Origin of the sequence: Mycobacterium sp. PO1, from assembly GCF_017312405.1 — a bacterium.
Classification (GTDB): Bacteria; Actinomycetota; Actinomycetes; order Mycobacteriales; family Mycobacteriaceae; genus Mycobacterium.
Window position 1 is genome coordinate 1 of the sequence record NZ_BLTG01000026.1, and the last position, 23,132, is coordinate 23,132.

Below are 23,132 nucleotides of genomic sequence, written 5' to 3' on the forward strand. Positions count from 1 at the left end.
CCAAAGCTAAATGTCGGTGGTCACTCGTACGGTGTGCGCATGGCGGGGCGGGGAGGCTCGGACGGCGGCGGATTCGTCGCCGTCTTCCTGGTGCTACTGGGCATCAGCCTGGTGGTCAAGTACATCTGGTGGTTCGTCGCGGCCGCCGCACTGGTCGGGCTGTTCTTCGCGGGGCGGGCGCTGGCGCGTCACCTCGAGAAGCGACGGGAGCTCGCCGAAGAGGAGGAGTTCGCGTTGCGGCGACGGGCCGACCGTCAGCACCGGTGGATGCTGTCCGGTGACAGCCGCGCCGTGTACGGGCCCGAAGGCGCCGGGGCGATGCGGGCCCTCTCACCGGACGAGGACGACGACGCTCGGCCGCTCGCCGCGATCGCCCGCACCGACGGCGAGATCGCCGCGCTGGTACGGGACAAGCCGCCCTGCTGGGAGCAGGCGCTGTTCGCCTCGGTGCTGCTTCAGCGTCAGGCCCCGCTGCTGCCCCGACTACGCGACAGTGAACTCGGCTTCACTCCGGCGCACACCATCCCGGTGTTCAGCGGCCCGGACCTGGCGAGCCGTCTGTACGGGCTCATCGACGACATGCTGCTGACGGCACAGCAGCTGGAGAGTTTCACAGCGGCGCCGGCGTTCATGGCCGCATTCGGTGAACCCCACGATGAATCCGGCGCCGACCCGGCGGCCATCAAGCACATCGCCAACCGGCTGATGGACTATCACGAACGGCTGCTGGACATTTCCGAGCGATGCCGGGAACTCGCGCCCCCGTCGCAGTACGCCGGTGTGCTCGCCGACTGCGCCCGGCTGCTGGACGCTCCGCTGCAGAGCTACCGCGAGTTCATCACCGAATACGTCGAGATCGTCGAGTCGCTGCCGCGGATCTTCGAGCATGCCAGCGGAACCGTGCACCTGGGGGCCGTCGTGCTGGACATCGATTTCGACGAGCGGTTGCACAAACGGGTGTTCAAACGGTTGGCGGCGATCAGCCGGACCTAGCCGGTGGGCATACCAGGCCGCCAGGCGTAACGGCGTCGAAATTGCCGCCAAGGCGGTGATTTCGCGGGGTTCGCCGCCACCACGGCAATCTCGATGGGATGGCCAGCGAATCAGGGCACCCGCACCACCATCTCGATCTCGATGTGCAACTCCGGGCCCGCGAGCGCCTGCACCCCGATGCCGGTGAGGCTGGGGTAGGCGTCGCCGAAGAACTCGAGCAGCGCCGGGAACGCCTCGTTGAGTCGCTCCGGCGTCAGGTCGACGATGTAGACCCGCGCCATCACGATGTCGTCGCGCGTCGCGCCGACCGAGTCGAGACACACCTGCAGGTTCGCGGTGACCAGCTGCGCCTGCTCGGCCAGCGAGTCCGGCGGCGCGGTGTGCTGTGGACTCCACGCAACCTGTCCGGAAAAGAAGGCCAGCTTGCCGGTTTCGACGATCGTGCCCTGTGAATGGCCGTTCGGCTTGGAGTCGAACAGCTGGGACGGGTTGATGCGCTGGATCGTCACGGCGGCTCCTCGTTGTGGGGGTGTGCAAGTCCACTGTGCCGCAGCAGCGCCTGTCGTAGGGTTCGGCCATGCACGTCGACGTGATGACCACTCCCCAACCGCTGCGGCGTATCGGCGACCTGGCCCAACGGACGCAGGCCGCGCACTTCTCGGGGATGTTGTTCACCGAGACGGGTCGCACCGCCTACCTGAACGCGGCGGTGGCGGCGCAGGCGGCGCCGGGCTTGGAGTTGTCGACGGGTGTGGCGGTGGCTTTTCCGCGCAGCCCGTTCGTGACGGCCGCGGCGGCGTGGGAGCTGCAGGAGGCCACCGGCGGGAACTTCCGGCTCGGGCTGGGCACCCAGGTGCGCACGCATGTGGTACGGCGCTACGGCGCGGAGTTCGAGCGCCCCGGCCCGCGGCTACGCGACTACGTGCAGGCGGTCAAGGCGTGCTTCGCGGCGTTCCGGACCGGCACGCTGGATCATCACGGGGACTTCTACAGCCTGGACTTCATCACGCCGCAGTGGAGCCCGGGACCGATCGACGCACCGGACCCGAAGGTCGACATCGCCGCGGTCAACCCGTGGATGTTGCGAATGGCCGGCGAGGTGGCCGACGGCATCCACGTGCACCCGCTGGGCGAACCGGGCTACATCACACGCCACGTGCTACCGAATCGCGCTGAGGGAGCGGAGAAGTCGGGCCGTTCTGCGTCCGATGTGGCGGTGATCGTGCCGGTGATGACGATCGTCGGCGACACCGACGAGGAGCGTGACCGCGAGCGGGAGCTGGTGCGGGCCAGCATGAGCTTCTACGGCAGCACTCCGAACTACGCGTTCATCTGGGACGAGGCCGGGTTCGAGGGGACGACGGCGCGGATCCGGGAGAAGCAGAAGGCCGGTGACTACGCGGGCATGGCCGCACAGATCACCGACGAGCACATCGCGATGTTCGCCACCGAGTCGACGTGGGACGAGTTGGCCGATGCGCTGATCACCAAGTACGGCGGGGTGGCGGAGCGCGTCGTGTTGTACAACGCGCTGGCCGACCCCGACCGGTTCGAGCGTTACGGCGAGGTGGCGCAACGGATCACGGGGGCTTCACTCTCCGGGTGATTCGCCGCAGGCCGCGCCGGTGATTCACTCAGGCCGCTCCCCGGCCGATGAGGGCCCTATCCCGATTCCCGCGCGAGCACGTTCGCGAGACCGGCCAACGCGACGTCGACGACCGCGTCCAGTTTGGCCTGCGACGCTCCGGCGGCCGCGTCCACGGCCAGCCCTTTTCCGATCGTGACCGCGTATCCCGCCAGGGCATCGGTGTCGATACGGGAGGCATCCTCGGTCGCGGCCAGGGCGGCGGCGACGGCGTCCTCGATTCCGCCGCGGTAGTCGGCAAGCAGCTGGGGTATGCGGGTGTTGTTCGGTGCGCAGGAGAGTCCGCCCTGGATGGACAGACACCCCGGGGCGATCCCGGCACGCACGGCCACCGCGGTGTCCCGGAGATAGGACTCGATCACGTCGTAGGCACTCGGCTGCGACAGCAACGCTTTCAGGTGTTGGTGGTAGCACTCGCCGTAACGTTGGAGGGCACGTTCGAAGAGCTTCTCCTTGCTGCCGTACACGGCGTACAGGCTCGGCTTGTTGATGCCCATGGCCTGCGTGAGCTCGGCCATCGACGCGCCCTCGTAGCCGAGACGCCAGAACGCCTCGATGGCGCCATCGAGCGCCAGGCCCTCGTCGAACTCGCGCGGCCGGCCTCCTGCATTCCGCTGCGCTTCCACCATGCGCACGAGTCTAGCGGCGCCCCTACCGAACGGTACAAAACTGGTAGGGTCGACGCCGCCAACCGATCGGTACAGAAGTGGAGACTTCATGACAGACCTGACGGGAAAGACCGCACTCGTCACGGGAGCAACGTCGGGGATCGGCCTCGCCGCAGCACGGACTCTTGCCCAGCAAGGCGCCTACGTCTTCCTCGTCGGACGCCGCCAGGACGCGCTCGAAAAGGCCGTGGCCGATATCGGTGCAGATCAGGCCAGCTTTGTTCGCGCTGACGTGACCGAGCAGGCCGATCTCGACCGCGTCCGATCCTCTGTCGAAGCCAGTGGTCGCCGCCTCGACGTCGTCTTCGCCAATGCGGGCATCAACGAGTTCGCGACATTGGGCGATATCACGTGGGCACATCACCGCAGGATCTTCGACACCAACGTCGGCGGCATCGTCTTCGCGGTGCAAGCCGCCCTTCCCCTGCTCGGCGAGGGCGCTTCGATCATCCTGTGCGGTTCCAACGGCGACGTGAAGGCCGCCCCTGGAGCGAGCCTGTACGCCGCGTCGAAGGCCGCGATCCGGTCGCTGGCCCGCTCCTGGGCCGCCGAGCTCGTCGACCGCAGGATCCGCGTCAACGTCGTCGCGCCAGGGCTCACCGAGACGCCGGGCCTGGCCGATCTCTTCTCCGGATCCGACGGCGCCCTGGAGGAGCTGACCGCCACCGTCCCTCTGGGACGCCGCGCGCGTCCCGAGGAGATCGCCGGCGTGGTCGCCTTCCTCGCCTCCGACGCCAGTTCCTACATGAACGGATCAGAGATCTACGTCGACGGTGGAGTCAGCCAGTTCTGATTCTGATCCCACGATGTTCAGCCCTGTCAGCCGAGGCGTCGCACCACGTGTTCGTCGTCGCGGTGAATGGATTCACCTGACCCGTGGTTGTACGACGCGGATCGACCCGAAAGGTAACCAGCAGTGACAACCAAGCCCATGAGGATCCCCCGCGGATCGTTCGACCTCGCGGCCGTGCTTCACCTCCCCGACGACGTCGCCGGCGCTCCCCCGCTCCCGGTTGTCGTGCTGTCGACTCCCGGCAGCAGCGTCAAGGAGCAGATCGGAGCGAACTACGCATCCCGGCTTGCCGCACGCGGAATCGCCGCGCTCGTCTTCGATCCCGCCTACCAGGGAGAAAGCGGTGGCGAGCCAAGGGATCTGGAGGACCCGTACCGTCGAGGCGAGGACATCTCCTACGCCATCGACGCGCTGCAGGTGGTCCCCGACGTGGATCCCGAACGTATCGGCGTGCTCGGTATCTGCGCCGGTGGCGGTTATGCGGTGCATACTGCCCGCACCGATCATCGAATCCGGGCGGTCGGCACCGTGGTCGCCGGGAACATGGGAGACTCCTGGCGTTCCGAGGCGTTCGCGCCCGATGGCCCCGCCGCGGCCCTGGACCGTCTGGCCGCCGACCGGACCCGCGAGGTCCGGACCGATGAGCTCGATCGACTCAACTGGCTGCCCGACACCCCCGACGATGCCGCCGCCGCCGGCATCACCGACATCGACAACACTCAGGCCATCGGCTACTACCGCACACCGCGTGGCGGGCACCCGCGTTCCACCAACCGCAGGTTGGCGCGCAGCGACGCACTTCTGTTGGGCTACGACGCCTTTCATCTCGTCGATCCGCTGCTGACCCAGCCCCTTCAGGTCATCCTGGCCGGCCGGCGAGGGGTGACCGGGTCGTATGAGGCGGGTATGAAGCTCTGGCAGCTCGCACCGAACCCGGTCGATCTGATGATCGTCGAGGGTGCCGGCCACTACGAGATGTACGACGTAGCCGAATACGTCGACCAGGCAGTCGATCGGCTGGCCGACTTCTACCAGGAGCACCTTCCCGCGCGGTGACGCTAGGTGAGCCGGCTCGTAGCTTTCGATGCACCGGCCTGGCAGCTCATGGTGAGTCAGTGCGGGACGTTGCTCGTGCGTCGATTGCGGCGAGCGCCTCGGCGGTGAGTGCGTCACGTATTCCACTGCGGGCGTGTGCGAACGGGATGAAGGACTTGAGCAGCTGAGGCGTTTCGAGTATCACCGCGAGCGGCTCGTCGCTGTCGTCGAGGCCGTGGCGGAACAGGCGCTCGATTTTGGTCACACTCCACCGCAGCGGGTCGCCCTCGCTGAGCAGTCCTTCGAGCAGCACTCCGTGCCGACGACGGGTGAACCGGGCACCGTCCTCGGAGGCGAAGAACTCGTCACACAGTTCGCTGAGGTCGCCGGGATCCCACTCCGGCGACTGGTACGGCGTCCCGCCGGCAGGTAGGCGGCGAGTCAGCCAGTGCAGAAGTGGCCGGCAGGCGGGCCAGGTGTCGGATTGGCCGGTGAACACGGGGTGTTGCGACAGTCCGTGCTCGAGCCATGCCCGCGCGTCGGCCGGATCCATGTCCACCAGGCTGATGTCGGGATCGGTGTTGCGCTCTTGCGCCGTCCGGACGACCGTGTCGATCGAATCAGGTATCACGAACGCGTCTTTGACGACGGAGAACGTGTGGTGGTCGATGAACGCGGCGCACGTCAATTCCTCGCCGGTCGACAGCTTGGCGCCGAGGATGATCTCGTCATCGTCACCGAGTACGTGCGCCCTCTGCACGGTCCGGTAGACGTCGATGTCGGCGAGGCCGGCGATCCACGGGGGCATGCTGTGTCGTCGATCCGCGACTTCCTGGCGGCAGCGTTGTTGCATGTCGGGGTCATCGAGGAGTTCACCGAGCACAGCGAGCAGCGCCGTCGTCTCGTCGGTGTGGACATCGATGAAGCTGTCCACCAGGCGGGCCAGGTCAACCGTCTCGCGCTGGGGACGCCCCGGTAGATATGCGAAGGGGTCGGGTGTGGTGGCCTCGATGAGCATGCCTGCCATGCTGAGCATTTCGAGCGGATGACCGTCCAGCGCCTGCCGCACCTCGTCCAACAACGGCGTTTCATCCGTGGCCGTTTCGTCCAACGGCGCTTCCTCCGTCACGGGCACACCAGCCAACGGCCCCTCGGTCTGTGGGTTGTCCTGCGGCTGCCGCGCCCGCGTCCTCCGCTGCGCATCGCGGCGCGCTTGCTTGGCTTTGCGACGCTTGCGTGCCTCGTTCATGGTCGCGACGTTACCCGCGGACAGCGACAGGTCTCACCGGTGTTTTCGGGCTATCCACAGATGCCACTGGCCAGCAGAGAAGTTATCGGATCTCAGCCCGCGGCCTCCCGGACACCCAGCGGCGTGCGCCCCGTCCATTGATTGAACGCCCGGTGGAACGAATTGGCGTTGTCGTAGCCGAGCAGAAACGCGATCTCGGTCAGCGACAGACTGGACTGCGTCAGGTAGTGGTGGGCGAGTTCCTCACGCAGGTCGGCGAGAACCTTCTGAAACGTCACCCCTTCCTCGCCCAGGCGGCGCTGCAGCGTGCGGGTACTGATACCGAGATGCTTGGCGACACCCTGAGCCGTGCCGGAGCCGGCCGGCAGCAGTTCGATCAGCGCGGCGCGGACCTTGGCGCCCAGCGATGCGTCGTCGCCCAGGTCGTTGAGACGACGCCGCAGCTCGGGTTCGAAGAAGTCCCACATGCCGGCGTTCGCGGTGAGGAACGGACGGTGAGCGTCGAGAATCGAGAACCGCACGACGGTCGTGTCACCGCACTCGGTACGGGCGCGGAACCACGTCTCGAGCGCGTCGACCTGCGTTGTCGGCCCGGGCAGCACGACGCGTTGGGGGACGACGAGGGTCCGGGTCCCGAGACGGGCCAGGGCGACCCAGAACGCCACCTCGAACCTGGAGAGTACCGCTGGCACCGGATCTCCTGGCGGCCAGATGATCTCGATGTCCAGGCCGTCGGCGTCGGCGGTGACGCGCAGTCTCAGGGGGCCGAGTAATCGCTTGTGCACGGCGATCCGTTCCGCAGCGACCTGCAGGTTGGGGCTGCACAGCGCGGCGAAGATCGGCGGGTCGAACACCTCGGGACTCAGCTTGTCGGCGATCGCCACCGCGAGGTCGCGGTCACCGACCAGCTGATCCAGCGCTTCGAACAGGGCGTAGTGCTGCCGGGGCGGCAGCAGCGCCTCGTCGCGGGTGAACAAGTCAGCGGGCAGTCCCGCCACGCGCAGCACGTCGGCCGGCCGGATGCCGAGGTCGGCGAGGACCACCCGAACCAACGGCATCGACAGCCGATACGGCGCGATGTTCACGACGTGGCAAGTGCCGCAGCGACATCGACCTTCAAACCGGTTTCACGTTCGGCGACCTGCCACAGCGCCTTGACCGCGGCGTCGCTGCCGGGACGGACGAGCGGCTTGCGCACCGGCGGCCCGTTGGTCACGAACAGCGGGCCGTAGAAGCCGCCGCCGGGTGCCTTGGGGTCGGTGGCCGCGCGCAGCTGGCTCAGCGCGCCGCGTTCGGTCGACATGCCCATCGTCTTGGTCTGCCATTCGAAGAAGGCGCCCATCGGCCCGGCGCCGCCCTCGGCGTGGGTGGTGGTCTGCAGGTCGGAGTTGGTCAGTCCCGGTTGGGCCGACAGTGCCTTGGCGTCGACCCCGGCCCGCTCGAACTGTGCCTGCAGCCCGACCGCGAGGTGGCGCATGGCGAGTTTGGTGTTGCCGTACATGCGCCACGCGTCGAAGTTCTTGCGCAGGTGCGGATCCGCGGGCTCGATGGCCCGGCCCATGTGCTGGGCGGTGCTCGACAGCGTGACGACGCGCGCCCCCGGGGTGGCGACGACGATGGGCAGCAGGTGCGACAGCAGGGCCCAGTGGCCGAGCACATTGGTGCCCATCTGGGTGTCAAAGCCGTCCTCGGTGGTGCCCTGCGGCATGGCCATCACGCCGGCGTTGCACATCAGGATGTCGATGCGCTGGTGCTTGGCGGCGATGGCGTCGGCGGCGGCCTTGACCGATGCGAGCGAGCCGAGGTCGAGCTCGACGATCTCCAGAGACGCGTCCGGGTGCGCGGCCAGGATCTCGTCCCGTGCGCTGGCCGCCTTGGTCTGGTTGCGGGCCGCCATGACGACGTGGGCGCCATGGCCGGCGAGCGCCTTGGCCGAGGCCAGGCCCAGACCGCCGTTGGCGCCGGTGACGACGGCGGTCTTGCCGTGCAGGTCAGGGATGTCTTTGGTGGACCAGCTCATGGTGTTCCTCTGTGGGTGCCGACGGAGTTTGTTGACTCGACCATACGTCGGCGACCGCGCTCAACGGCTCGCAATTCGCGCCAACCGGCTCGCAGTTTGCGCCACGGCGGCCGAGGTGCTGGCGCGCGATTGCCGCGCTCGGGGACGACGGGCAGGGTCCACAATGAGAGACGTGGCAGCGAGCGATGGAGGCGTCCCGACGATGAACTGGACTCGGGCCACCGTCATCGGGGCCTTTGCGGGTGGGACGTTCTGGGCGGTTGCCCTCTACACCCTGCTCGCGTCCGGTGGCGCCACTGCGGCGTGGACGGCCGTCGGCCTCGCGGCGGTGGCGCTGCTGGTAGCCGGTGCGCTCCTCTCGAGAACCACGTCGGGCAGCAGCTGGGGAGTTGGGCTGATCCTGGCTCCGCTGACAGGGGTGGTGCCGGTAGCGGTGTTCGTCGCGGCCGGGGTGGCGGCAGACGTGGGGACGTCTCTGTGACGAGTCGGGCAACCGTTGTGGGTCCTGGGGTGTTGTTGGCGGGGTTCTTCGTCGGCTTCGCCTCGGTCTCATTGACGTTCGGCGTGTACTGGCCGTTCGCTGCCCTCTTTCCCGCACTCGTCGCCGGGGTGGCCGCGATCGTCCCGGTCAAGCGACATCTCGAGTTCGCGAAGGGCGCGCTCATCGCGGCGATGGGCGTCGTGGTCTTCGAGTTCGTGTTCGTCGTCGTGATGTTCGCGGCGGCTGCGCTGCACTGAGTCAGACCAGGCCGAACGCTTGCGCGAGGAAGAAGCCCGGCAGGAACACCACCAATGTGGCTGGCGCCGCAATCAATCCGATCAGCATCCCCCGGCCGACCTGCGACAGGGTTCCGCTACGCGACGTCAGGATCGCGGCCACCACGACGTCGACGACGACGACGAGCAGAGGCACCACGAAGACCGCCAGCGCGATCCACGGCACGGTCAGCCACAGGGCGACTTCGACGATCAGGATGTTGACGAGCGCAGCCACGAAGGTGGCTGGTCCGTAGCTGACCGGTTGGGGCCGCGCGTCGTTCACCATGGGAGCATCCAGATTCCGTAGAGCGTCGCGCCGACGAGCACGACGACATAGGACCCCGCCACGCTCAGGGCCATCCCGCGCGCCCGCGACGACGTCGATCTGATCAAGACAAACGTCGCGACGGCGCAGAGCACGAAGACACCGATGGCACTTGCTGCGAAAAGTGGCAGAGCCGGACCAGGAAACCATTTCCCGAGCAGCCACGCTGACGCGATCAGGAGCGCGAGGATGAGCTGGGTGACCAGGGGCGCCGACCATGTCGCCGTCGCCCAGGCACGCTCGTCCAGGCTGCCCGCATTCCCCTGTACTGCCACAAAGACTCCCTTCAACCCGCGATGGCGACAGTAGCGGGCTGCTGACCGTCGAAGGTACGAGCATGACCGGAACGACAGGCCTGTCATGTTCGCCGCCCGGCTCAAATCCATGAGGCGACCCTCCCCGTGAGCCGTCGCCGAGGGCCTGGGCGTCGATGCCCGCGCCTTTCAGGAGACGCGCTCTCCGGAGGTCGAATACATCGTTCGTGACCTCGAGGAGCTGCAACAAGCGACGAGGTCCGTCCTGGACGGATGTGCTGAGCTAGCCCAGTCGTGCGCCGACTACAAGACGGCGCTCGACGATCTCCGAACAAGCCTGGAAGGGATCCTGGAGGATCTCGCTGTCGAACTGGCTACCACCGCTGCGGTGGGTGTCGCCGCGTCGTTCGTGTCGTTCGGCGCAGGGGCGGTCGCAGCGACGGCGAAGGCTGCGCATTCAGTCACCAAGTACGCACGCATCATCGCGGAGGCGGTGAGCGCCTGGAAGATCTCGAAGAACATCAGCAAGGGAGTCAAGAGCGCCCATGACGTTGTCGGTGTTCGGCACAGACTGCAGCGCATCAAGAACCTGGGACGGAAGCACAAGCCGGAGGAGAAGCCGCCGCGTCCCGAGGTCAAGATCCCCGATACAGCTCCAAGAGCGATCAACGGCTACACAAAGCACGCCGAGGATCAGATCGCGGGACGCGACGGCGGAATTGGGGTCAATAGACAGGCTCTAGAGAACGCCTTCAATAACCCTGTTCGGGACGTCGAACGACTCGTCGACGGCCAAGGACGGGTCAGCTACAACTACTTCGGAGAGGAAGCAACCGTCGTCGTCAACGAACAAGGCAGAGTGATAACCGGATGGGGCAACAAAGCGAGCGGAACGGGAGGAGCCAGTGGTGGATAGCAGTTTCGATTTTCTCAGTGACGCCGAATCGGAGATGCTCCGCGCGATTGTCTCTCGGCGCAAGCCGGCTGTTTACGAGCACCTTCGGCTTGGCACCGCGGTGTCGCGAGCTGACGCCGAAGAGATAGTAAATGCGCTCGGCGATGAGCTGACCAACAACCTGGATGACGATTGGGAGCCGACCGAATACGGGCTCGCGGTGAGTGCACTACTCGGGCGATTCAACGCTGCCCGCATTGCCAGATGGCCTTCGTAGTCCGATTCGCCGCGAAGCGGGGCTCGTGGGTTGCATTACGACACAAGGCCTGAGCATTTGGATCATGTAGTCGCATAAGGGCGCAAGCAGGACGGCGTTGTTCACAGTTGAGGAGACCTAAGAATCTACGATCTCGCATTCATTCCATGACAACACGTGATTGGCGACCAATAGCGCCCCACGAGTCGGCGACGGTGCGGGCCATTGTGTCCGCCCCGAGCATCGCCGACGGCGACCTGCTTCTCCGCGACCTGAAAGGTGCGTTTGTGAGGAACTCGGCAGCCTGGATACTCGACGTTAAGGCGATGACATCTGACACACCTGGCGCCGGTATCCCTGACAGACCGTTCCCCCTACGTGCCTTCGTGTCGAACAAGGGTAGCTATCAAGGCGAAATCATCGTCTGGATTACCGCGGGTCGCGTCTCGGGTTTGGAGATCGCATGGGTGAGTGATGCACCATCCTACGGATGGCCGCAGCCAGAAGAAATAAATATCGAGGTGCAATGATTGCCGGACGGTGGATCACCGAATGACTCATCCCCCGGCGTGTTACGTCTATTAGCGGAGGCGATGACAGACTTGCTGGACTTAGGGCTGAATGGCACAACTGTGAAATCCGTGTTGATCGAGTACACCGTCATAATGCAGATGTCGGACCTGTCGGTGATAGTCATCGAATCGCCCATCACGATCAAATCTGATGGCATCGCGTCTTTCTCGCCGGATTCAGATTGCGAGGAAGCTTTCGACCCCGTACGCCGACTGGTGGGCAAATCCATCGAGCACAGTGTCGCGGAAGGCCCGGGCGGCCTTCGCGTCGGCTTCACCGATGGGACCTGCCTGCACGTCCACCCCGACGAAGCATACGAAGCGTGGACGGTTTCTCGGCCGGACGGCAGGCTGTTTGTCTGTTTACCCGGTGGAGAAATTGCACGCTGGAATGCGTCACCGCACCCGCACTCGTGACCCTCGATTGCGGCGGGATCCGGCTATTCGTGTCCGCGTGAGCAGCGACTAAACCCGGATGTTCAGCCGCCGAGCCAGATCCGGCCCCCCGACCTCCCGGATGAACTCCGGATCGCCGCAGACGACGAGTTGGTCGCGGGCCCGCGACAGCCCGACGTAAAGCCGTTCCCGCGAGCGGTCGAACGCCGACTCCTCGTTGACGACGAGCACGACCGCGCGCCGCTCCAGACCCTTGAACCCGAGGACGTGGCCGTAGAACACCTGCTCGGCGTCCCAGAAGCTGTCCCAGTAAGCAGAGCTGCCGGCGGCCTGGCGTTCGCGCTGTTCGGGATGTCGGCTGCCGGTGGTCAGCAGCGCGACGTCCTCCGGGCGCCACCCATCGTCGAGGAGGCGCTCGACTTCGTCGTCGCCGACATTCATCGCGGCCTCGCGTGGGCAGGCGACGTACCGCACCGCGGGTCCCTCGCCGCCGAGGAAGCGCATCGGATGATCGACCAACGGCTGGAACGCGTTGGCGATCTGGCGGGTGTTGCGCAGGTTGTGGTCGAGGATCAGCGGCACCAGGGGTACCGGCGGCGAGCCATACCGATTGAACACCCGCTGCCCCTCGTCGGTGAACACGTAGATCGCGCCGGTCTCCTCGTCGGCCAACGCGGCCAGCAGCGGATCCCACCACGCGTCGGCGAAGTCCTGCGCTTCGTCGACGACGATCGCGTCGAAGCGGTGTCCCGGCTCCAAACCCGCTGCCAGATCGGCCATCTGGGCGGGCAGGTCATGCTCCCAGAACTGCACCGTCGCATCGGTTCGCAGCGACTCGTCAGGTCCTTCCGGCGCACCCCATTTCTTGCCGAGGTCGTGGAACTCCCCCACGTAGGCGGGTTGCTGACGACGGTTCCAGGTTGCGGTGATGCGCTCGAGGTAGGACGCCAGGCCGTGCGAGTAGCAGACCAGCGCCACCCGCTTGCCGTCGCGGGTGAGCCTGCGGGCCTGCTCCATCGCCAGGAACGTCTTGCCGCTGCCGGCGCCGCCGCGGATCTCGACGCGGTTGAGCAGCTTGATCGCATCGAGGATGACCGACTGATGCTCGGTGAGAATGTCTGCGGCGTCCTCGTTTTCGAGGGCGCGGGCGACGACGCTGCGCTGCGGCAGACCGCGACCGCTCAGCGCGTCGGCCAGCTGCTCGATGCCGTCGCGTGTCAGCAGGGGCCGGTCCAGTTCCTGGCCGAGCAAGACCTGGCGCAGCTTGGCGACGATGTCGGGCAGCTCGGCGCGGTCGATCACCTTCCAGCGCGGGCAATCCGGCAGCGCGAAATCGTCGGCGAGGTCAGTGTTGGGCAGCACGACGACGTGGTCCCAGCGCAACCGGCCCTGGCTCCAGCGCGGGTCCTTCTCGACGAAGTCGCGCAGCGCGTAGCAGGCCTCGCGGGCCTGCCGGACCGGGTCCATCTTGTGCTCGTGGCCCCGGCGCTTGATCCACCACGTCTCGCCGTCGTGCCACACCTCGCCGCCCTTGACCTCCACGCAGACGATGCCCGCGCCCTCGATCGCGACGAAGAAGTCGACCTCGTGGTCCTTGAGGTGGTCGGTGACGCGCTTGCCGGGGATGACGAGGTCACCGGGTTCGAGCTGGTCGATCAGCGCCTGCCACACCTTGCGCTCGGCGCCGTTGGCCAGCCGCGGCGTCTCGGCGACAGTGATGGTCATCCGACGTCCTCCCCTCCGTCCCTGGGATGGTATCGGCAAGCATGGACATCCCGGCCACTGCAGCCACGGCGGCAGAATCGCCGGAAATCCCGCCGCCAGCGCAGCCTGAACGCCGGAACCGACGCGCGTAGGGTGCCAACCGTGGCAGATGACGACGTCACCGACGTAGCGCGGATCCTCATCGAGGATGGCCCGCTGAGCAAAGACGACATCGTCGCGCGACTGCAGGCCGAGGGCGTCCCAGACGCCGTGAAGGTCGCGACCGCGGGGCTCGCCGAAACGGACCACCCGGTAGTGGATTTGAACGACGGGCGCTGGGTGTGGCAGCCATACGTGGTCCTCGGCCGGATACTCACCCACCGCGTGGACGCCGAAGAGGTCACCGCCGACGCACTCGTCGTCGACCCGGACCTGGATCCCATTACTGGGTTGTGCCACCACAGCCGTTTTCAGCGCCTCGCCGACGGTTCGGCCGTGAGCCTGGCGATGCCCGGCTGGGACGACGATCTCCTGCTCGAGCGGGGTATCTCCCCCGAGTCCGTCCCTGAGTCGGGCGTGCTTCTCTTGAAGCCTGGGACCCTGCGTGCGCTGAAAATCGCCGACGGGGATCTGGTCGGCGTGCGGCTCTCCGCTGCCGGCGTGTCGCTGGAACGCGTCGAGACGACGCGGCCGGCGACCGACGTGGGCGCGACGCTGGCGGAGTCCCTGCCCGCCGACGAGCCGTCGTTCCTGGGCTCCACGGTCTTGGAACTCTGTGTCGCGAACCCGTTGCTGTTCACCGAGCCGATGCCCCCGCTGACCGACATTGTCGAAAGTCAAGGCCTGGTGCGCCGCTACGGCATGGTGGCACGGCCCGACTTCGATTTCGATCAATGGCGCTTCGAGCGCGACTGCGACCGGCTGGCCCTGCGCCATGACATCGAGCCCGACGATGCACTGGCGCTGCGGACCCTCATGACGATCTACGACCAGATGTCGGACATGCTGACCCAGCTCGTGGAAGTTCCCGATGAACCTGTCGAGGACGACGCGCCCACCGCGGATGACAGCGGTTACGGCGACTTGATCGCCGAGTTCGGTGCAGCACTGGCCGAGCCGCTGCTCGCCGAGCTGTTCCGCAACGAGACCGTGGGTCACGGGGGATCTCCCGCCGCGTTGGGGTTGTTCGCCGAGACACTCGAGCCACAGGTGCCGCGCAGCGCACGGGTGGCGTTGCGGTGGTTGCGCGCCGTCGCGCTGGAGCTCACCGGCCAGATCGAGGAGGCCGAGCAGGAGTACCTGGCCGCCGAGTCGATGGACACCGAATGGCCGCTGACGTTGTTCGACCTGGCCCGGTTCGCCTCGGACCGCGGTGACGCCGAGCGGGCGTTGGCTCTGTTGCGCCGGGCCGGCACCGAGCCGGATCATCCCTTGACACAGCTTCTCGAACAACACCGCCCCGCCCCGCGAGATGACCTCGGACGCAACGACACCTGCTGGTGCGGTTCGGGACGAAAGTACAAGAAATGCCACCTGGGCCGTGAACAGCTGCCGCTGGCCGATCGCGTGGGTTGGCTGTATTTCAAAGCGTGCCAATATGTTTTCGTGACGCCGTGGCGTGAGCTGTTCATAGACGTCGCCGACGTGCGGGACGCCTACTTGGGCGAGGACGACGAACTTCCGGAAGATCCCCTCTTCATCGACGCGGTCCTGTTCGAAGGCGGCGCGTTCGCGGACTTCCTGGCCACCCGCGGTGTGCTGCTGCCCGACGACGAGCGGCTGCTCGCCGAGCAATGGCAGTTGTCACCACGCTCGTTGTTCGAGGTGCAGGAGGTGGAGTCCGGGCGTCGGGTCCAGGTGCGCGACGTCCGCACCGGCGATGTGTACGACGTCCACGAGCGGACCGCCAGCCGACAGCTGCGGCCCGGGCAGCTGATCTGCACCCGGGTGGCACCGGCACCAGAAACCTATGAATTCTTCGGCGGGATAGAGCCTGTCGCGCTTCACGAGCGCGACCAGCTGATCGACGTGCTCGACTCCGACCCCGACCCGGTGGACCTGGTTGAATTCTTGAGCCGTCGCTTCGCCCCGCCGACGATGGTCAACACCGAGGGTGATCTGCTGACGCTCTGCGAAGCGACCGTGCGTGTCAACGCCGATATCGAACCCCTGCTCGACAACGCGTACGACCGGGTCGAGGAGGACACCCCGGCGTGGCTTGACCACGTCATGACCCACGGGAACAGCCACATCAGCGCCACGCTGACCCTCGATGGGGACAGGCTTGCCGTGCAGACCAACAGCGAGCGGCGGATGGACCGCGTGCTCGCGGCGATCGCAGATCTCGACCCGTCGATGACTGTGCTCGACGATGTCCGCCGGCCGCTGAGCGACACCGCGGACGTCGCCGAACTGGCGAGCACCATGCCCGGCTCGGCGCCGTCCGGGGTCGATCGTGACGATCCGGCCGTCGTCGCGGCAATGGACGAGGCCATCCGCCGGTACGAGGCGGCGTGGCTCGACGAGCCCATACCGGCGCTGGACGGCTACACCCCGCGGCAGGCGGCTGACGACCCGACCCGGCGCGGCGACCTGATCGCCCTGCTCGACACCTTCCCGGTTCTGGAGGGCGCCGTCGGGATGGACGCGGAGCGGCTGCGCGCCGCGTTGGGGCTGGCGGAGCCGGGTCCATGACAGCCTCGTGATGTCACGGCGATTTGTCGGCTGCGAAGTCCTGGAGTGCCCGGGCGAGTTCGACGAGCTCCAGATCCCGTTGGGTGGCCACGGAATTCATGAAGTCCTCGGCGTGATCGATATCGAAATCGGGCGGGAGTTCGATGCCGTTGATGAACAGGAACGTCCACGCCGCGGCCCATGCTGTTCGCTTGTTTCCGTCGACCAGCGCGTGGTTGCGGGCGAGTGACTGCAGAAGCGCAGCAGCCTTGGTGAACAGATCGGGGTAGGCGTCGAGCCCGAACGCGGTCGCCTGCGGCCGTGCCACGGCAGCGTCGAGCAATCCGTAGTCGGCGACACGCACCTCGATGCCCACGGCCGCGGCTCCGGCCATCAGAACGTCTTCCCGATCGAGGTACTCGGTCACGCCAGGCGGCGGTTGAGTTCGGCGCTCCGTTCGGCGACGATGCGGGCGGCCGCGCGGACCCGACGTTTGTGGTCACTGGCAGCATCCAACGCAGCTCGGTGCACAAAAGCTCGCAATGACAGCTCCCCCGACGCGGCAGCGGTGCGTAGCTGCTCCATCTCTTCGTCGGTGAAATTGACATTCAAAGCCGGCATGCCAGCCATGGTACCAAGATCAGTACTGATTCAGGTACCGCCAGCCGAGCGGCGCCGGCTTCTCACCTCGCTATGTCGATAGCGGTCAGGCCGACCTGGCGTTGGCTCCCCGCAGCCGACCACACTCAGCGACGAACCTCGCCCACTCGGGGGCCGTGGCGCGGACCGCACAGTTCAACACGGCGTCCTCGCCGACCACCATCCCGGGCGCGTGGGGCGCCAGATTCCAGCGAGTTTGACGATCTGTCCGGCCGGACTGTCCTCGAAGCGTTGGAACACCCGCTTGCCGACCCAGTCCGGGACATTGTCGATTCCGGCCGCCACATCCAATTCAGGGACGCGCAGTGTCGATCTACGCGTCGAGCATGCGACAACCCGCCCAATGCGACTAATTCAGCTGCCAGTCCTGGTCTTTGACGATGACGAAGTTCGCCCTGTTGCCCATGTCGGCCCCCATCTGTCGTGTGCGCGACTGGGGTCGCACCCGTATCAGTTGAGCGTCCGTCGCGGGTAATCTGCACTGAACGAAGTGCGAAAGGAGGTGCGCGATGTCTGACATCGCCCACGTCCCTCCTGGGCTGCTGATCTGCCCCACGGTTTCGAAGCGCTTCCTGAGATCGAGGTCATCACCCGCGCGGCGTTCCCACCAAGTGTGCGCGACCTCGACATCGTCGTGGTTCCGGACCGGGTCTTCGGAAAATCGTCCCGCCCGGGTCGCAGCGACGGACGTCGTCCTCGTCGTCGAGATCGTCTCACCGGGCTCACGCGGCACCGATCACGTGATGAAGCTGCACGAGTACGCGGCGGCCGGCATCGCGCACTATTGGATCGTCGACCCCGACGCGCCGGCCGACGACCGCTTCCTCGCCTACCGACTCGACGGCGACATCTACCGCCGAGTGAGGGCGCTCGACGCAGGCAGAGTACGCCTGAACGAGCCGGTGACGATGGACTTCCTCCTCGAGGACCTGACGGGTCGCAGCTAGCTTTCTCCCAACTCGGTGCCGGTGGTCTCCCGCAGCTCGAAACCGACATCGTCGCCCGCGGCGGTGGCCTTCTTCTCAGCGACGATCTCCTGGATCCGCCGGCCGGAGGCTCGCCACCCCTTGACCTTCTCGCGGGCGACCTCGTCCCCGTCGCGTTCGGTGACCACCTTCCACGGCACTCCGCACAGCTTGGCGAGCAGCCAGATCGGCCACGCAGCCAGCAGCGGCAGCGCGAGCAGGAACAGCACCACGCCGAAGGTGCTGCTGCCATGGGACGCCATGTCGATGGCGCCCAGCAGTGGCCACTGGGCGCGACGCACCCGCCACGTCACTCCATCCGAGTCGCGGAATTCCGGCCACCGGATCATTCTGCCGACCCGCCTGATGGTGTGCAGGTCTGCCCTGTCGTGGCCACATCGACTCCACGGCTGCGTGTCGGCGGTATGCCGGTGTGCTGGCAGCCTCTGCGTCGATCTGGGCAACAGCACCAACGAAGAATGGAGCTCGCCGCACCGCTCGGCCCCGCATCTGCAGGCCTCGACGCCGATAGATTGACCGGGTGACGTTGTCCGCGGGAGCACCATGACCACCACCCAGCCCGTGTCGACGTGGGCGCCGCTGCAGTCCCCGGTGTTCCGCGCGCTGTGGATCGCGCAGTTCGTCTCCAACCTGGGCACCTGGATGCAGACCGTGGGTGCGCAGTGGATGCTGGTCGACGATCCGCGCGCGGCGGTGCTGGTGCCGCTGGTGCAGACCGCGACGACGCTGCCGGTGATGCTGCTGGCGCTGCCGTCGGGGGTGTTGGCCGACCTGATCGACCGGCGCCGGCTGCTGATCGCCACCCAGGGTGCGATGGCGGCGTCGGTGGGGCTGCTCGCCGTGCTGACCGGGGCGGGGCTGACCACGCCGACGGTGCTGTTGCTGCTGTTGTTCGTCATCGGCTGCGGGCAGGCGCTCACCGCGCCGGCATGGCAGGCCATCCAGCCTGATCTTGTTCCGCCGGCGCAGATTCCGGCGGCCGCCGCACTGGGCAGCATGAGCATGAACGGCGCGCGGGCGATCGGGCCGGCGATCGCCGGGGCGCTGGTGTCGCTGTCGGGGCCGACGGTGGTGTTCGCGCTCAACGCGGTGTCGTTCGTGGGCATTGTCATCGTGCTGGTGTGGTGGCGCCGGCCCGCCAACGAGACCAACTTCCCGTCGGAGCGGGCGCTGTCTGCGTTGAGCGCCGGGGGCCGGTTCATCCGCAGCTCACCGATCGTGCGGCGGATCCTGCTGCGCACGGCGTTGTTCATCGCCCCGGCCAGCGCGCTGTGGGGTCTGCTGCCGGTGGTCGCCGACCGCCAGCTGGGGTTGACGGCCTCCGGGTACGGGTTGCTGCTGGGCGCGCTCGGGGTGGGCGCGGTGCTCGGGGCGTTCGGGTTGTCGCGGCTGCGGTCCCGGTTCGAGGAGAACACGCTGCTGTTGATGGCCGCCGCGGGGTTCGCGATCGCGACGGCGGTGCTGGCGCTGGTGCACGTGTTCGCGATCGTGCTCACCGCGCTGGTGCTCGGCGGGACGGCATGGCTGCTGTGTCTGTCGACGCTCAACGCCGCGATGCAACTGAGCCTGCCGGGCTGGGTCCGCGCCCGCGGGCTGTCGGTGTATCAGCTGATCTTCATGGGCGGCCAGGCGCTGGGCTCGCTGCTGTGGGGGGTGCTCGCCGGGGCGACGTCGCCGGTGACCAGCCTGCTGGTCAGCGTCGCGATGCTCGGGGTGTGCGCGCTGTCGCTGCTGTGGTGGCCGCTGCACGCCAAGACCGGCGCCATCGACCTGACGCCGTCGTCGCACTGGCCGGAGCCGACACTGCTGTTCGAGCCCGAACCGCTCGACGGGCCGGTGTTGGTGATGACCGACTACCGCGTCGACCCCGAACACGAGGAGGAGTTCCTGGCCGCGATGGCCGTGCTGGGACGGTCCCGGCAACGCACCGGAGCCGCGCGGTGGCGGCTCTACCGCAGCGTGGAACGCGAGCACACCTTCGTCGAGACGTTCGTCGTGCGGTCCTGGGGCGAGCACCTGCAGCAGCACTACACCCGGCTCACCGGGCAGGACCTACTCATCGAGCAGACCGTCGAACGGATCGTCGGGGGCATGCCGGTGTCGCATCATCTGATTGCGGTGAACAAGGGGCGGTAGCAGGTGCGTTCAGACTGCAGCCACGGCGGGGATACCGCCCGAAACGCCGCCGCCGGCACAGTCTGAACGGACCCAGCCGCTCGCGCTGAGGGGCCCGGACTTGTCGGGCCTGCCGAATACAGTGCCGTCACACCTATCCACCTGGGGAGGAGACGGATATGGCACCCAAGCCCAAGGCCACTTCGCGGCCGATCGACATCGTGCCGGCGCGGCGACGTCCGATGCTCTCGGTTGCGATTGCCGTCGCCGAGCAGGGGGCCTCGCAGTACCGCTACTCGGCGCGGGGTGGCGAACAGCGCTGGACTGGGATGCTCGAGGCTGAGAACCGAGACAGCGCGCTGCTCGACGTGATCAGTCGAATCCGTGAGACCTGCGACGTGGAGCGGATCCGGTTCGTGGTGCAACTGTCCCCGCGCAGCATGCTGTGGGCCATGCGCGACGAGATCGCGCTGCTGATGCCCGGGGTGTGGATCGAGCGGCCGAGGCTGTCCGACGAGACGCTCATCCGGCAGGCCTGCATGGGGCTGCGTGAGGCGGCGCCGGTCCCGACAGGTCCGGTCTGGGTCGCCACCGACGGCTCGGTACGGGGCAGGTTCACCGGCTACGGGTGGCTCGCCTCATCGGGTGAGTATGGGCTGCAGGGCTTTCGGCATTCGGTCAAACTCATCGGCCCCAAAGTGGTTCTTGTGGCCGAGCTGCGCGCGATCGGATCTGCGGTGCAGAAGCTGCGGGGACGCGACATCACGGTGCTCAGCGACAGCAAGCACGCCATCGCCATGGTGCATCGGTGGATGGCCGGCCATGACGTCCTGCCCGAGGGCTACGCCACCTACCGGGAAAGTGGACGCACACCGGGGCTGGTTCGCGCACGGGAGATAATCCATCAGGAGCGTGACCGACTCACCCTGGTCTGGGTGAAGGGCCACCGAGGGGAGCCGCTCAACGAGGGCGCCGACGCGCTGGCCCGGCTGGCGTCACGGTATGCGTTGGGCGGCAGTGGCCTTGACAGCGCTGAGTATCGCCGCCGTGCCGACGATCTCGCGGCGACGTTCTCGCGGGAGTTCAATCGCCAGCGGACGGCCTGACGGGAGTTGATCTGCGAGCCTCGAATGGATAGCGATCTGGCGTGGTGAAGCCGATCATCGAGCCGCTGGGTCGGTTAGCACTGCTTCGGCCTGGAGTGCCGTTCGGGTCCGACCGCTAGAACATGCCTCGGCCGGTTCGGTGAGGTCGCTTCTAGAGCTGATGGGTCGTCGTGCCACACCTTGGTACTTGGAGTGCCTAGGAGGGGGGTGCGATGAATCGCGCATCAACTGTCGCCGACACGCTGATGTCTTTCGGTGCGAGCTCAACGTCCGGGCGGCCGGCAGATGACCCCGGTGCCGCGTCCATGTACGCCATCCCGTCGCCACCGTGGGACTGCGCTTGGGACCCGAGCATCCCAGGATCGGCGATCGCGACGGCACGAACTTTTCCGAGATCGAGGGCGTCGGCGTACAGCTGCGCGCGGGCTGCCGCATCCTGTACGGCCCGGCTACGAACTTCCGCGACCAGTCGGTCCCGGCTTTCTGTGGTGAGCACCCACTTCACATGCGAGAGCTCGAAACCTTCGGTTCCGGTGATGTGCCCTCCAACCCATTGCGACAGTGCGATGAAGTCGCAGAACTGCACCTCTACGCCGACGCTGGCGACATGGACGAGCGGGAGTTGTTCACCTTCCTCATTTCTGGGCCGATGAGACCACGTACGCAACTGTGCCGCCGACCACTCCGTGACGGCACCGGCGTCCTCGAGCCGGGAGATCGATTCCTTGACGACGGCGAGGTCACGCGCCACCTGGTCGTAGACCCAGTCCTTCTCGGGGCCGTGATAGCTGATAGATGCGTGCACGGTTCCCCGCTCGGGCGGCCGGAAGGCAGAGAACGAACCCCGGACTGTGATCTCAGTTGACATTCGGGCAACGCTAGTGGGAGGCACCGACACCGTCGTGCAGAACTGATGGCGTAGACGTCCGACCAGGACTCGATCCGTCGCTGCAACACCGAATTGGCGAGAGGTGTTGTTCCATGGGCTTTCGTGCGCATTGTTTCAACAAGGTGCCCGAGTGGGCTCTTAGGTTTTTTGAGGCGCTGAGCTTGGGTTTGCCATGTTCGCGCAGTTCAGGCGTCGAATCCGCACAACGAGGTATCAGGACGAAAGACACTTGCATCCGACGTCGGCGGGATAACGTCGGCGAGGACCAGGCAAACATGGTGATTGCGCACTTACTCCAACATCAACCGCAGGGGTGGGGTGAAGTTCCGCCCAGAACCGAAAGGATTGCAGTGCCTCTGAACAAAGAGGGCGACAAGGTTTCGATGCAGGAGGCGTTCGACGCATGGCAGCCTCACGCGGTGGCGCTGCTGATAGAAACCGCCAAGCGGTACAACGGCTTTGTGACGTACTCACAGCTGGCTGAGTTTGTCCAAGCACAGACCGGCATCACGCACAGAGGGCTCGTGATGAACTGGATCGGCGACGTCCTCGGCGGGGTCATTTCTGTATGTGCGAGCAACGGTTGGCCGCAGCTGACGTCATTGTGTGTGACTTCAGATGGAACTGTCGGGGCTGGATACAGGTTTGCAGTTCTCGCTGCGGCAGGCACGGACTCCAGCAAGGAGCATGCGGGGGATCCACAGAGCCTCGACGATCTCGACGAACACGCCGCCCGCATGCGCCTGGAGTGCTACAGGTTCTTCGGAGCTGACCTCCCACCGGACGGTGGCAAGCCAACACTGACGCCAAAAGCACACGCGAAGAAGGAGTACAAGAAAGCTCAGGCCAAGCTGGATGCACCGTTGAACTTCTGCTCCAAGTGCAACGAGGCACTACCTATGACAGGGCAGTGCGACAACTGCGACTGAGCCACGGACCGTTCGCCCGCTGAGGGAGCCGAAGTAGAGGCGTGCCGTGAAGCATGTGGCCTCGAAGGTCGGTCATCAGTACCTTGCGTGAATGATGATTATTGGCGAAGCTCGCAAGTCGAGCTACTCATCCACGAATCGACCGACGGCTTCGACTACTGGTTCAGGTACGGCGCAGCAAATCTCGAATGAGTGCTGGCATTGAGAACG

General features: G+C 66.5%; 27 protein-coding genes. 15 read left to right on the top strand and 12 right to left on the bottom strand.

Features of this window, described 5'->3' with window-relative positions; genetic code table 11:
• The first annotated feature begins 39 nt into the window (after window positions 1-39).
• The gene (locus J3476_RS11700) at window positions 40-993 is read left to right on the top strand and encodes a hypothetical protein (RefSeq protein WP_207066650.1); all 954 of its coding nucleotides are present in this window, start codon (window positions 40-42) and stop codon (window positions 991-993) included.
• Between the two features lie 110 nt (window positions 994-1,103).
• Here J3476_RS11700 and J3476_RS11705 read toward each other — a convergent pair whose 3' ends face one another.
• Window positions 1,104-1,502, bottom strand: coding sequence for a RidA family protein (locus J3476_RS11705; RefSeq protein ID WP_207066651.1), 399 nt, complete (start codon window positions 1,500-1,502; stop codon window positions 1,104-1,106).
• Window positions 1,503-1,570: 68 nt separating this feature from the next.
• Here J3476_RS11705 and J3476_RS11710 point away from each other — a divergent pair, with 68 nt between their 5' ends.
• Window positions 1,571-2,599: a TIGR03617 family F420-dependent LLM class oxidoreductase gene (locus J3476_RS11710; protein WP_207066652.1), complete on the top strand. Its 1,029-nt coding sequence runs from the start codon at window positions 1,571-1,573 to the stop codon at window positions 2,597-2,599.
• Window positions 2,600-2,655: 56 nt separating this feature from the next.
• Here the strand turns inward: J3476_RS11710 and J3476_RS11715 are convergent, their stop codons facing one another.
• Window positions 2,656-3,267, bottom strand: coding sequence for a TetR/AcrR family transcriptional regulator (locus J3476_RS11715; RefSeq protein WP_207066653.1), 612 nt, complete (start codon window positions 3,265-3,267; stop codon window positions 2,656-2,658).
• 88 nt (window positions 3,268-3,355) lie between these two features.
• Here J3476_RS11715 and J3476_RS11720 point away from each other — a divergent pair, with 88 nt between their 5' ends.
• On the top strand, window positions 3,356-4,099 hold the full coding sequence (locus J3476_RS11720; protein WP_207066654.1) for an SDR family NAD(P)-dependent oxidoreductase: 744 nt from the start codon (window positions 3,356-3,358) through the stop codon (window positions 4,097-4,099).
• Window positions 4,100-4,222: 123 nt separating this feature from the next.
• Window positions 4,223-5,155 carry an alpha/beta hydrolase gene (locus tag J3476_RS11725; RefSeq protein ID WP_207066655.1) on the top strand — a complete coding sequence of 311 codons (933 nt, stop codon included), beginning with the start codon at window positions 4,223-4,225 and terminating at the stop codon, window positions 5,153-5,155.
• Window positions 5,156-5,201: 46 nt separating this feature from the next.
• Here J3476_RS11725 and J3476_RS11730 read toward each other — a convergent pair whose 3' ends face one another.
• From J3476_RS11730 to J3476_RS11740, 3 genes are all read right to left on the bottom strand, one after another.
• Window positions 5,202-6,383: a hypothetical protein gene (locus J3476_RS11730; protein WP_207066656.1), complete on the bottom strand. Its 1,182-nt coding sequence runs from the start codon at window positions 6,381-6,383 to the stop codon at window positions 5,202-5,204.
• 92 nt (window positions 6,384-6,475) lie between these two features.
• Window positions 6,476-7,468, bottom strand: a complete 993-nt coding sequence (locus J3476_RS11735; RefSeq protein ID WP_207066657.1) for an AraC family transcriptional regulator — start codon at window positions 7,466-7,468, stop codon at window positions 6,476-6,478.
• Window positions 7,465-8,403, bottom strand: coding sequence for an SDR family NAD(P)-dependent oxidoreductase (locus J3476_RS11740; protein ID WP_207066658.1), 939 nt, complete (start codon window positions 8,401-8,403; stop codon window positions 7,465-7,467). Before J3476_RS11740 ends, J3476_RS11735 begins: the two co-directional genes overlap by 4 nt.
• 172 nt (window positions 8,404-8,575) lie before the next feature.
• On the opposite strand from J3476_RS11740, the gene J3476_RS11745 reads away from it, so the two are divergent.
• Both J3476_RS11745 and J3476_RS11750 read left to right on the top strand, forming a co-directional pair.
• Window positions 8,576-8,884: a hypothetical protein gene (locus tag J3476_RS11745; RefSeq protein ID WP_286182918.1), complete on the top strand. Its 309-nt coding sequence runs from the start codon at window positions 8,576-8,578 to the stop codon at window positions 8,882-8,884.
• Window positions 8,881-9,141 carry a hypothetical protein gene (locus tag J3476_RS11750; RefSeq protein WP_207066659.1) on the top strand — a complete coding sequence of 87 codons (261 nt, stop codon included), beginning with the start codon at window positions 8,881-8,883 and terminating at the stop codon, window positions 9,139-9,141. Before J3476_RS11745 ends, J3476_RS11750 begins: the two co-directional genes overlap by 4 nt.
• Before the next feature lies 1 nt (window position 9,142).
• Here the strand turns inward: J3476_RS11750 and J3476_RS11755 are convergent, their stop codons facing one another.
• A complete protein-coding gene (locus J3476_RS11755; protein ID WP_207066660.1) occupies window positions 9,143-9,445 on the bottom strand; it encodes a hypothetical protein in 303 nt (100 codons plus the stop codon).
• A complete protein-coding gene (locus J3476_RS11760) occupies window positions 9,442-9,762 on the bottom strand; it encodes a hypothetical protein (RefSeq protein ID WP_207066661.1) in 321 nt (106 codons plus the stop codon). Before J3476_RS11760 ends, J3476_RS11755 begins: the two co-directional genes overlap by 4 nt.
• A 367-nt stretch (window positions 9,763-10,129) precedes the next feature.
• Here J3476_RS11760 and J3476_RS27935 point away from each other — a divergent pair, with 367 nt between their 5' ends.
• From J3476_RS27935 to J3476_RS11780, 4 genes are all read left to right on the top strand, one after another.
• Entirely contained in the window at window positions 10,130-10,657 is a 528-nt protein-coding gene (locus J3476_RS27935) for a hypothetical protein (RefSeq protein WP_286182920.1), read from the top strand.
• Complete coding sequence (locus tag J3476_RS11770; protein WP_207066662.1) at window positions 10,650-10,913, top strand: hypothetical protein; 264 nt, start codon at window positions 10,650-10,652, stop codon at window positions 10,911-10,913. Before J3476_RS27935 ends, J3476_RS11770 begins: the two co-directional genes overlap by 8 nt.
• Window positions 10,914-11,059: 146 nt before the next feature.
• Complete coding sequence (locus J3476_RS11775; RefSeq protein ID WP_207066663.1) at window positions 11,060-11,422, top strand: hypothetical protein; 363 nt, start codon at window positions 11,060-11,062, stop codon at window positions 11,420-11,422.
• A 63-nt stretch (window positions 11,423-11,485) separates the two neighbouring features.
• Entirely contained in the window at window positions 11,486-11,881 is a 396-nt protein-coding gene (locus J3476_RS11780) for a DUF6188 family protein (RefSeq protein ID WP_286182923.1), read from the top strand.
• Between the two features lie 48 nt (window positions 11,882-11,929).
• On the opposite strand, the gene J3476_RS11785 is transcribed toward J3476_RS11780, so the two are convergent.
• On the bottom strand, window positions 11,930-13,585 hold the full coding sequence (locus J3476_RS11785) for a nuclease-related domain-containing DEAD/DEAH box helicase (protein WP_207066664.1): 1,656 nt from the start codon (window positions 13,583-13,585) through the stop codon (window positions 11,930-11,932).
• Between the two features lie 141 nt (window positions 13,586-13,726).
• Here J3476_RS11785 and J3476_RS11790 point away from each other — a divergent pair, with 141 nt between their 5' ends.
• Window positions 13,727-16,258 carry an SEC-C metal-binding domain-containing protein gene (locus J3476_RS11790; protein WP_207066665.1) on the top strand — a complete coding sequence of 844 codons (2,532 nt, stop codon included), beginning with the start codon at window positions 13,727-13,729 and terminating at the stop codon, window positions 16,256-16,258.
• Between the two features lie 13 nt (window positions 16,259-16,271).
• Here the strand turns inward: J3476_RS11790 and J3476_RS11795 are convergent, their stop codons facing one another.
• Entirely contained in the window at window positions 16,272-16,664 is a 393-nt protein-coding gene (locus tag J3476_RS11795; RefSeq protein WP_207066666.1) for a type II toxin-antitoxin system death-on-curing family toxin, read from the bottom strand.
• Entirely contained in the window at window positions 16,661-16,867 is a 207-nt protein-coding gene (locus tag J3476_RS11800) for an antitoxin Phd (protein WP_307726947.1), read from the bottom strand. Before J3476_RS11800 ends, J3476_RS11795 begins: the two co-directional genes overlap by 4 nt.
• Before the next feature lie 539 nt (window positions 16,868-17,406).
• Here J3476_RS11800 and J3476_RS11805 point away from each other — a divergent pair.
• Window positions 17,407-17,844, top strand: a complete 438-nt coding sequence (locus J3476_RS11805) for a Uma2 family endonuclease (RefSeq protein ID WP_286182926.1) — start codon at window positions 17,407-17,409, stop codon at window positions 17,842-17,844.
• On the opposite strand, the gene J3476_RS11810 is transcribed toward J3476_RS11805, so the two are convergent.
• Complete coding sequence (locus J3476_RS11810; RefSeq protein WP_207066667.1) at window positions 17,841-18,212, bottom strand: hypothetical protein; 372 nt, start codon at window positions 18,210-18,212, stop codon at window positions 17,841-17,843. The two genes, J3476_RS11805 and J3476_RS11810, sit on opposite strands and share 4 nt — an antisense overlap.
• A 214-nt stretch (window positions 18,213-18,426) precedes the next feature.
• Between J3476_RS11810 and J3476_RS11815 the strand changes: the two genes are divergently transcribed.
• Window positions 18,427-20,019: an MFS transporter gene (locus J3476_RS11815; RefSeq protein ID WP_207066668.1), complete on the top strand. Its 1,593-nt coding sequence runs from the start codon at window positions 18,427-18,429 to the stop codon at window positions 20,017-20,019.
• Window positions 20,020-20,177: 158 nt separating this feature from the next.
• Window positions 20,178-21,104 (top strand): RNase H family protein, encoded by a 927-nt coding sequence (locus J3476_RS11820; RefSeq protein WP_207066669.1) that lies wholly within the window; start codon window positions 20,178-20,180, stop codon window positions 21,102-21,104.
• 196 nt (window positions 21,105-21,300) lie between these two features.
• Here J3476_RS11820 and J3476_RS11825 read toward each other — a convergent pair whose 3' ends face one another.
• Window positions 21,301-21,972 (bottom strand): SIMPL domain-containing protein, encoded by a 672-nt coding sequence (locus tag J3476_RS11825; protein ID WP_207066670.1) that lies wholly within the window; start codon window positions 21,970-21,972, stop codon window positions 21,301-21,303.
• Between the two features lie 371 nt (window positions 21,973-22,343).
• On the opposite strand from J3476_RS11825, the gene J3476_RS11830 reads away from it, so the two are divergent.
• Window positions 22,344-22,922 (top strand): hypothetical protein, encoded by a 579-nt coding sequence (locus tag J3476_RS11830; protein WP_207066671.1) that lies wholly within the window; start codon window positions 22,344-22,346, stop codon window positions 22,920-22,922.
• The last annotated feature ends 210 nt before the right edge of the window (window positions 22,923-23,132 follow it).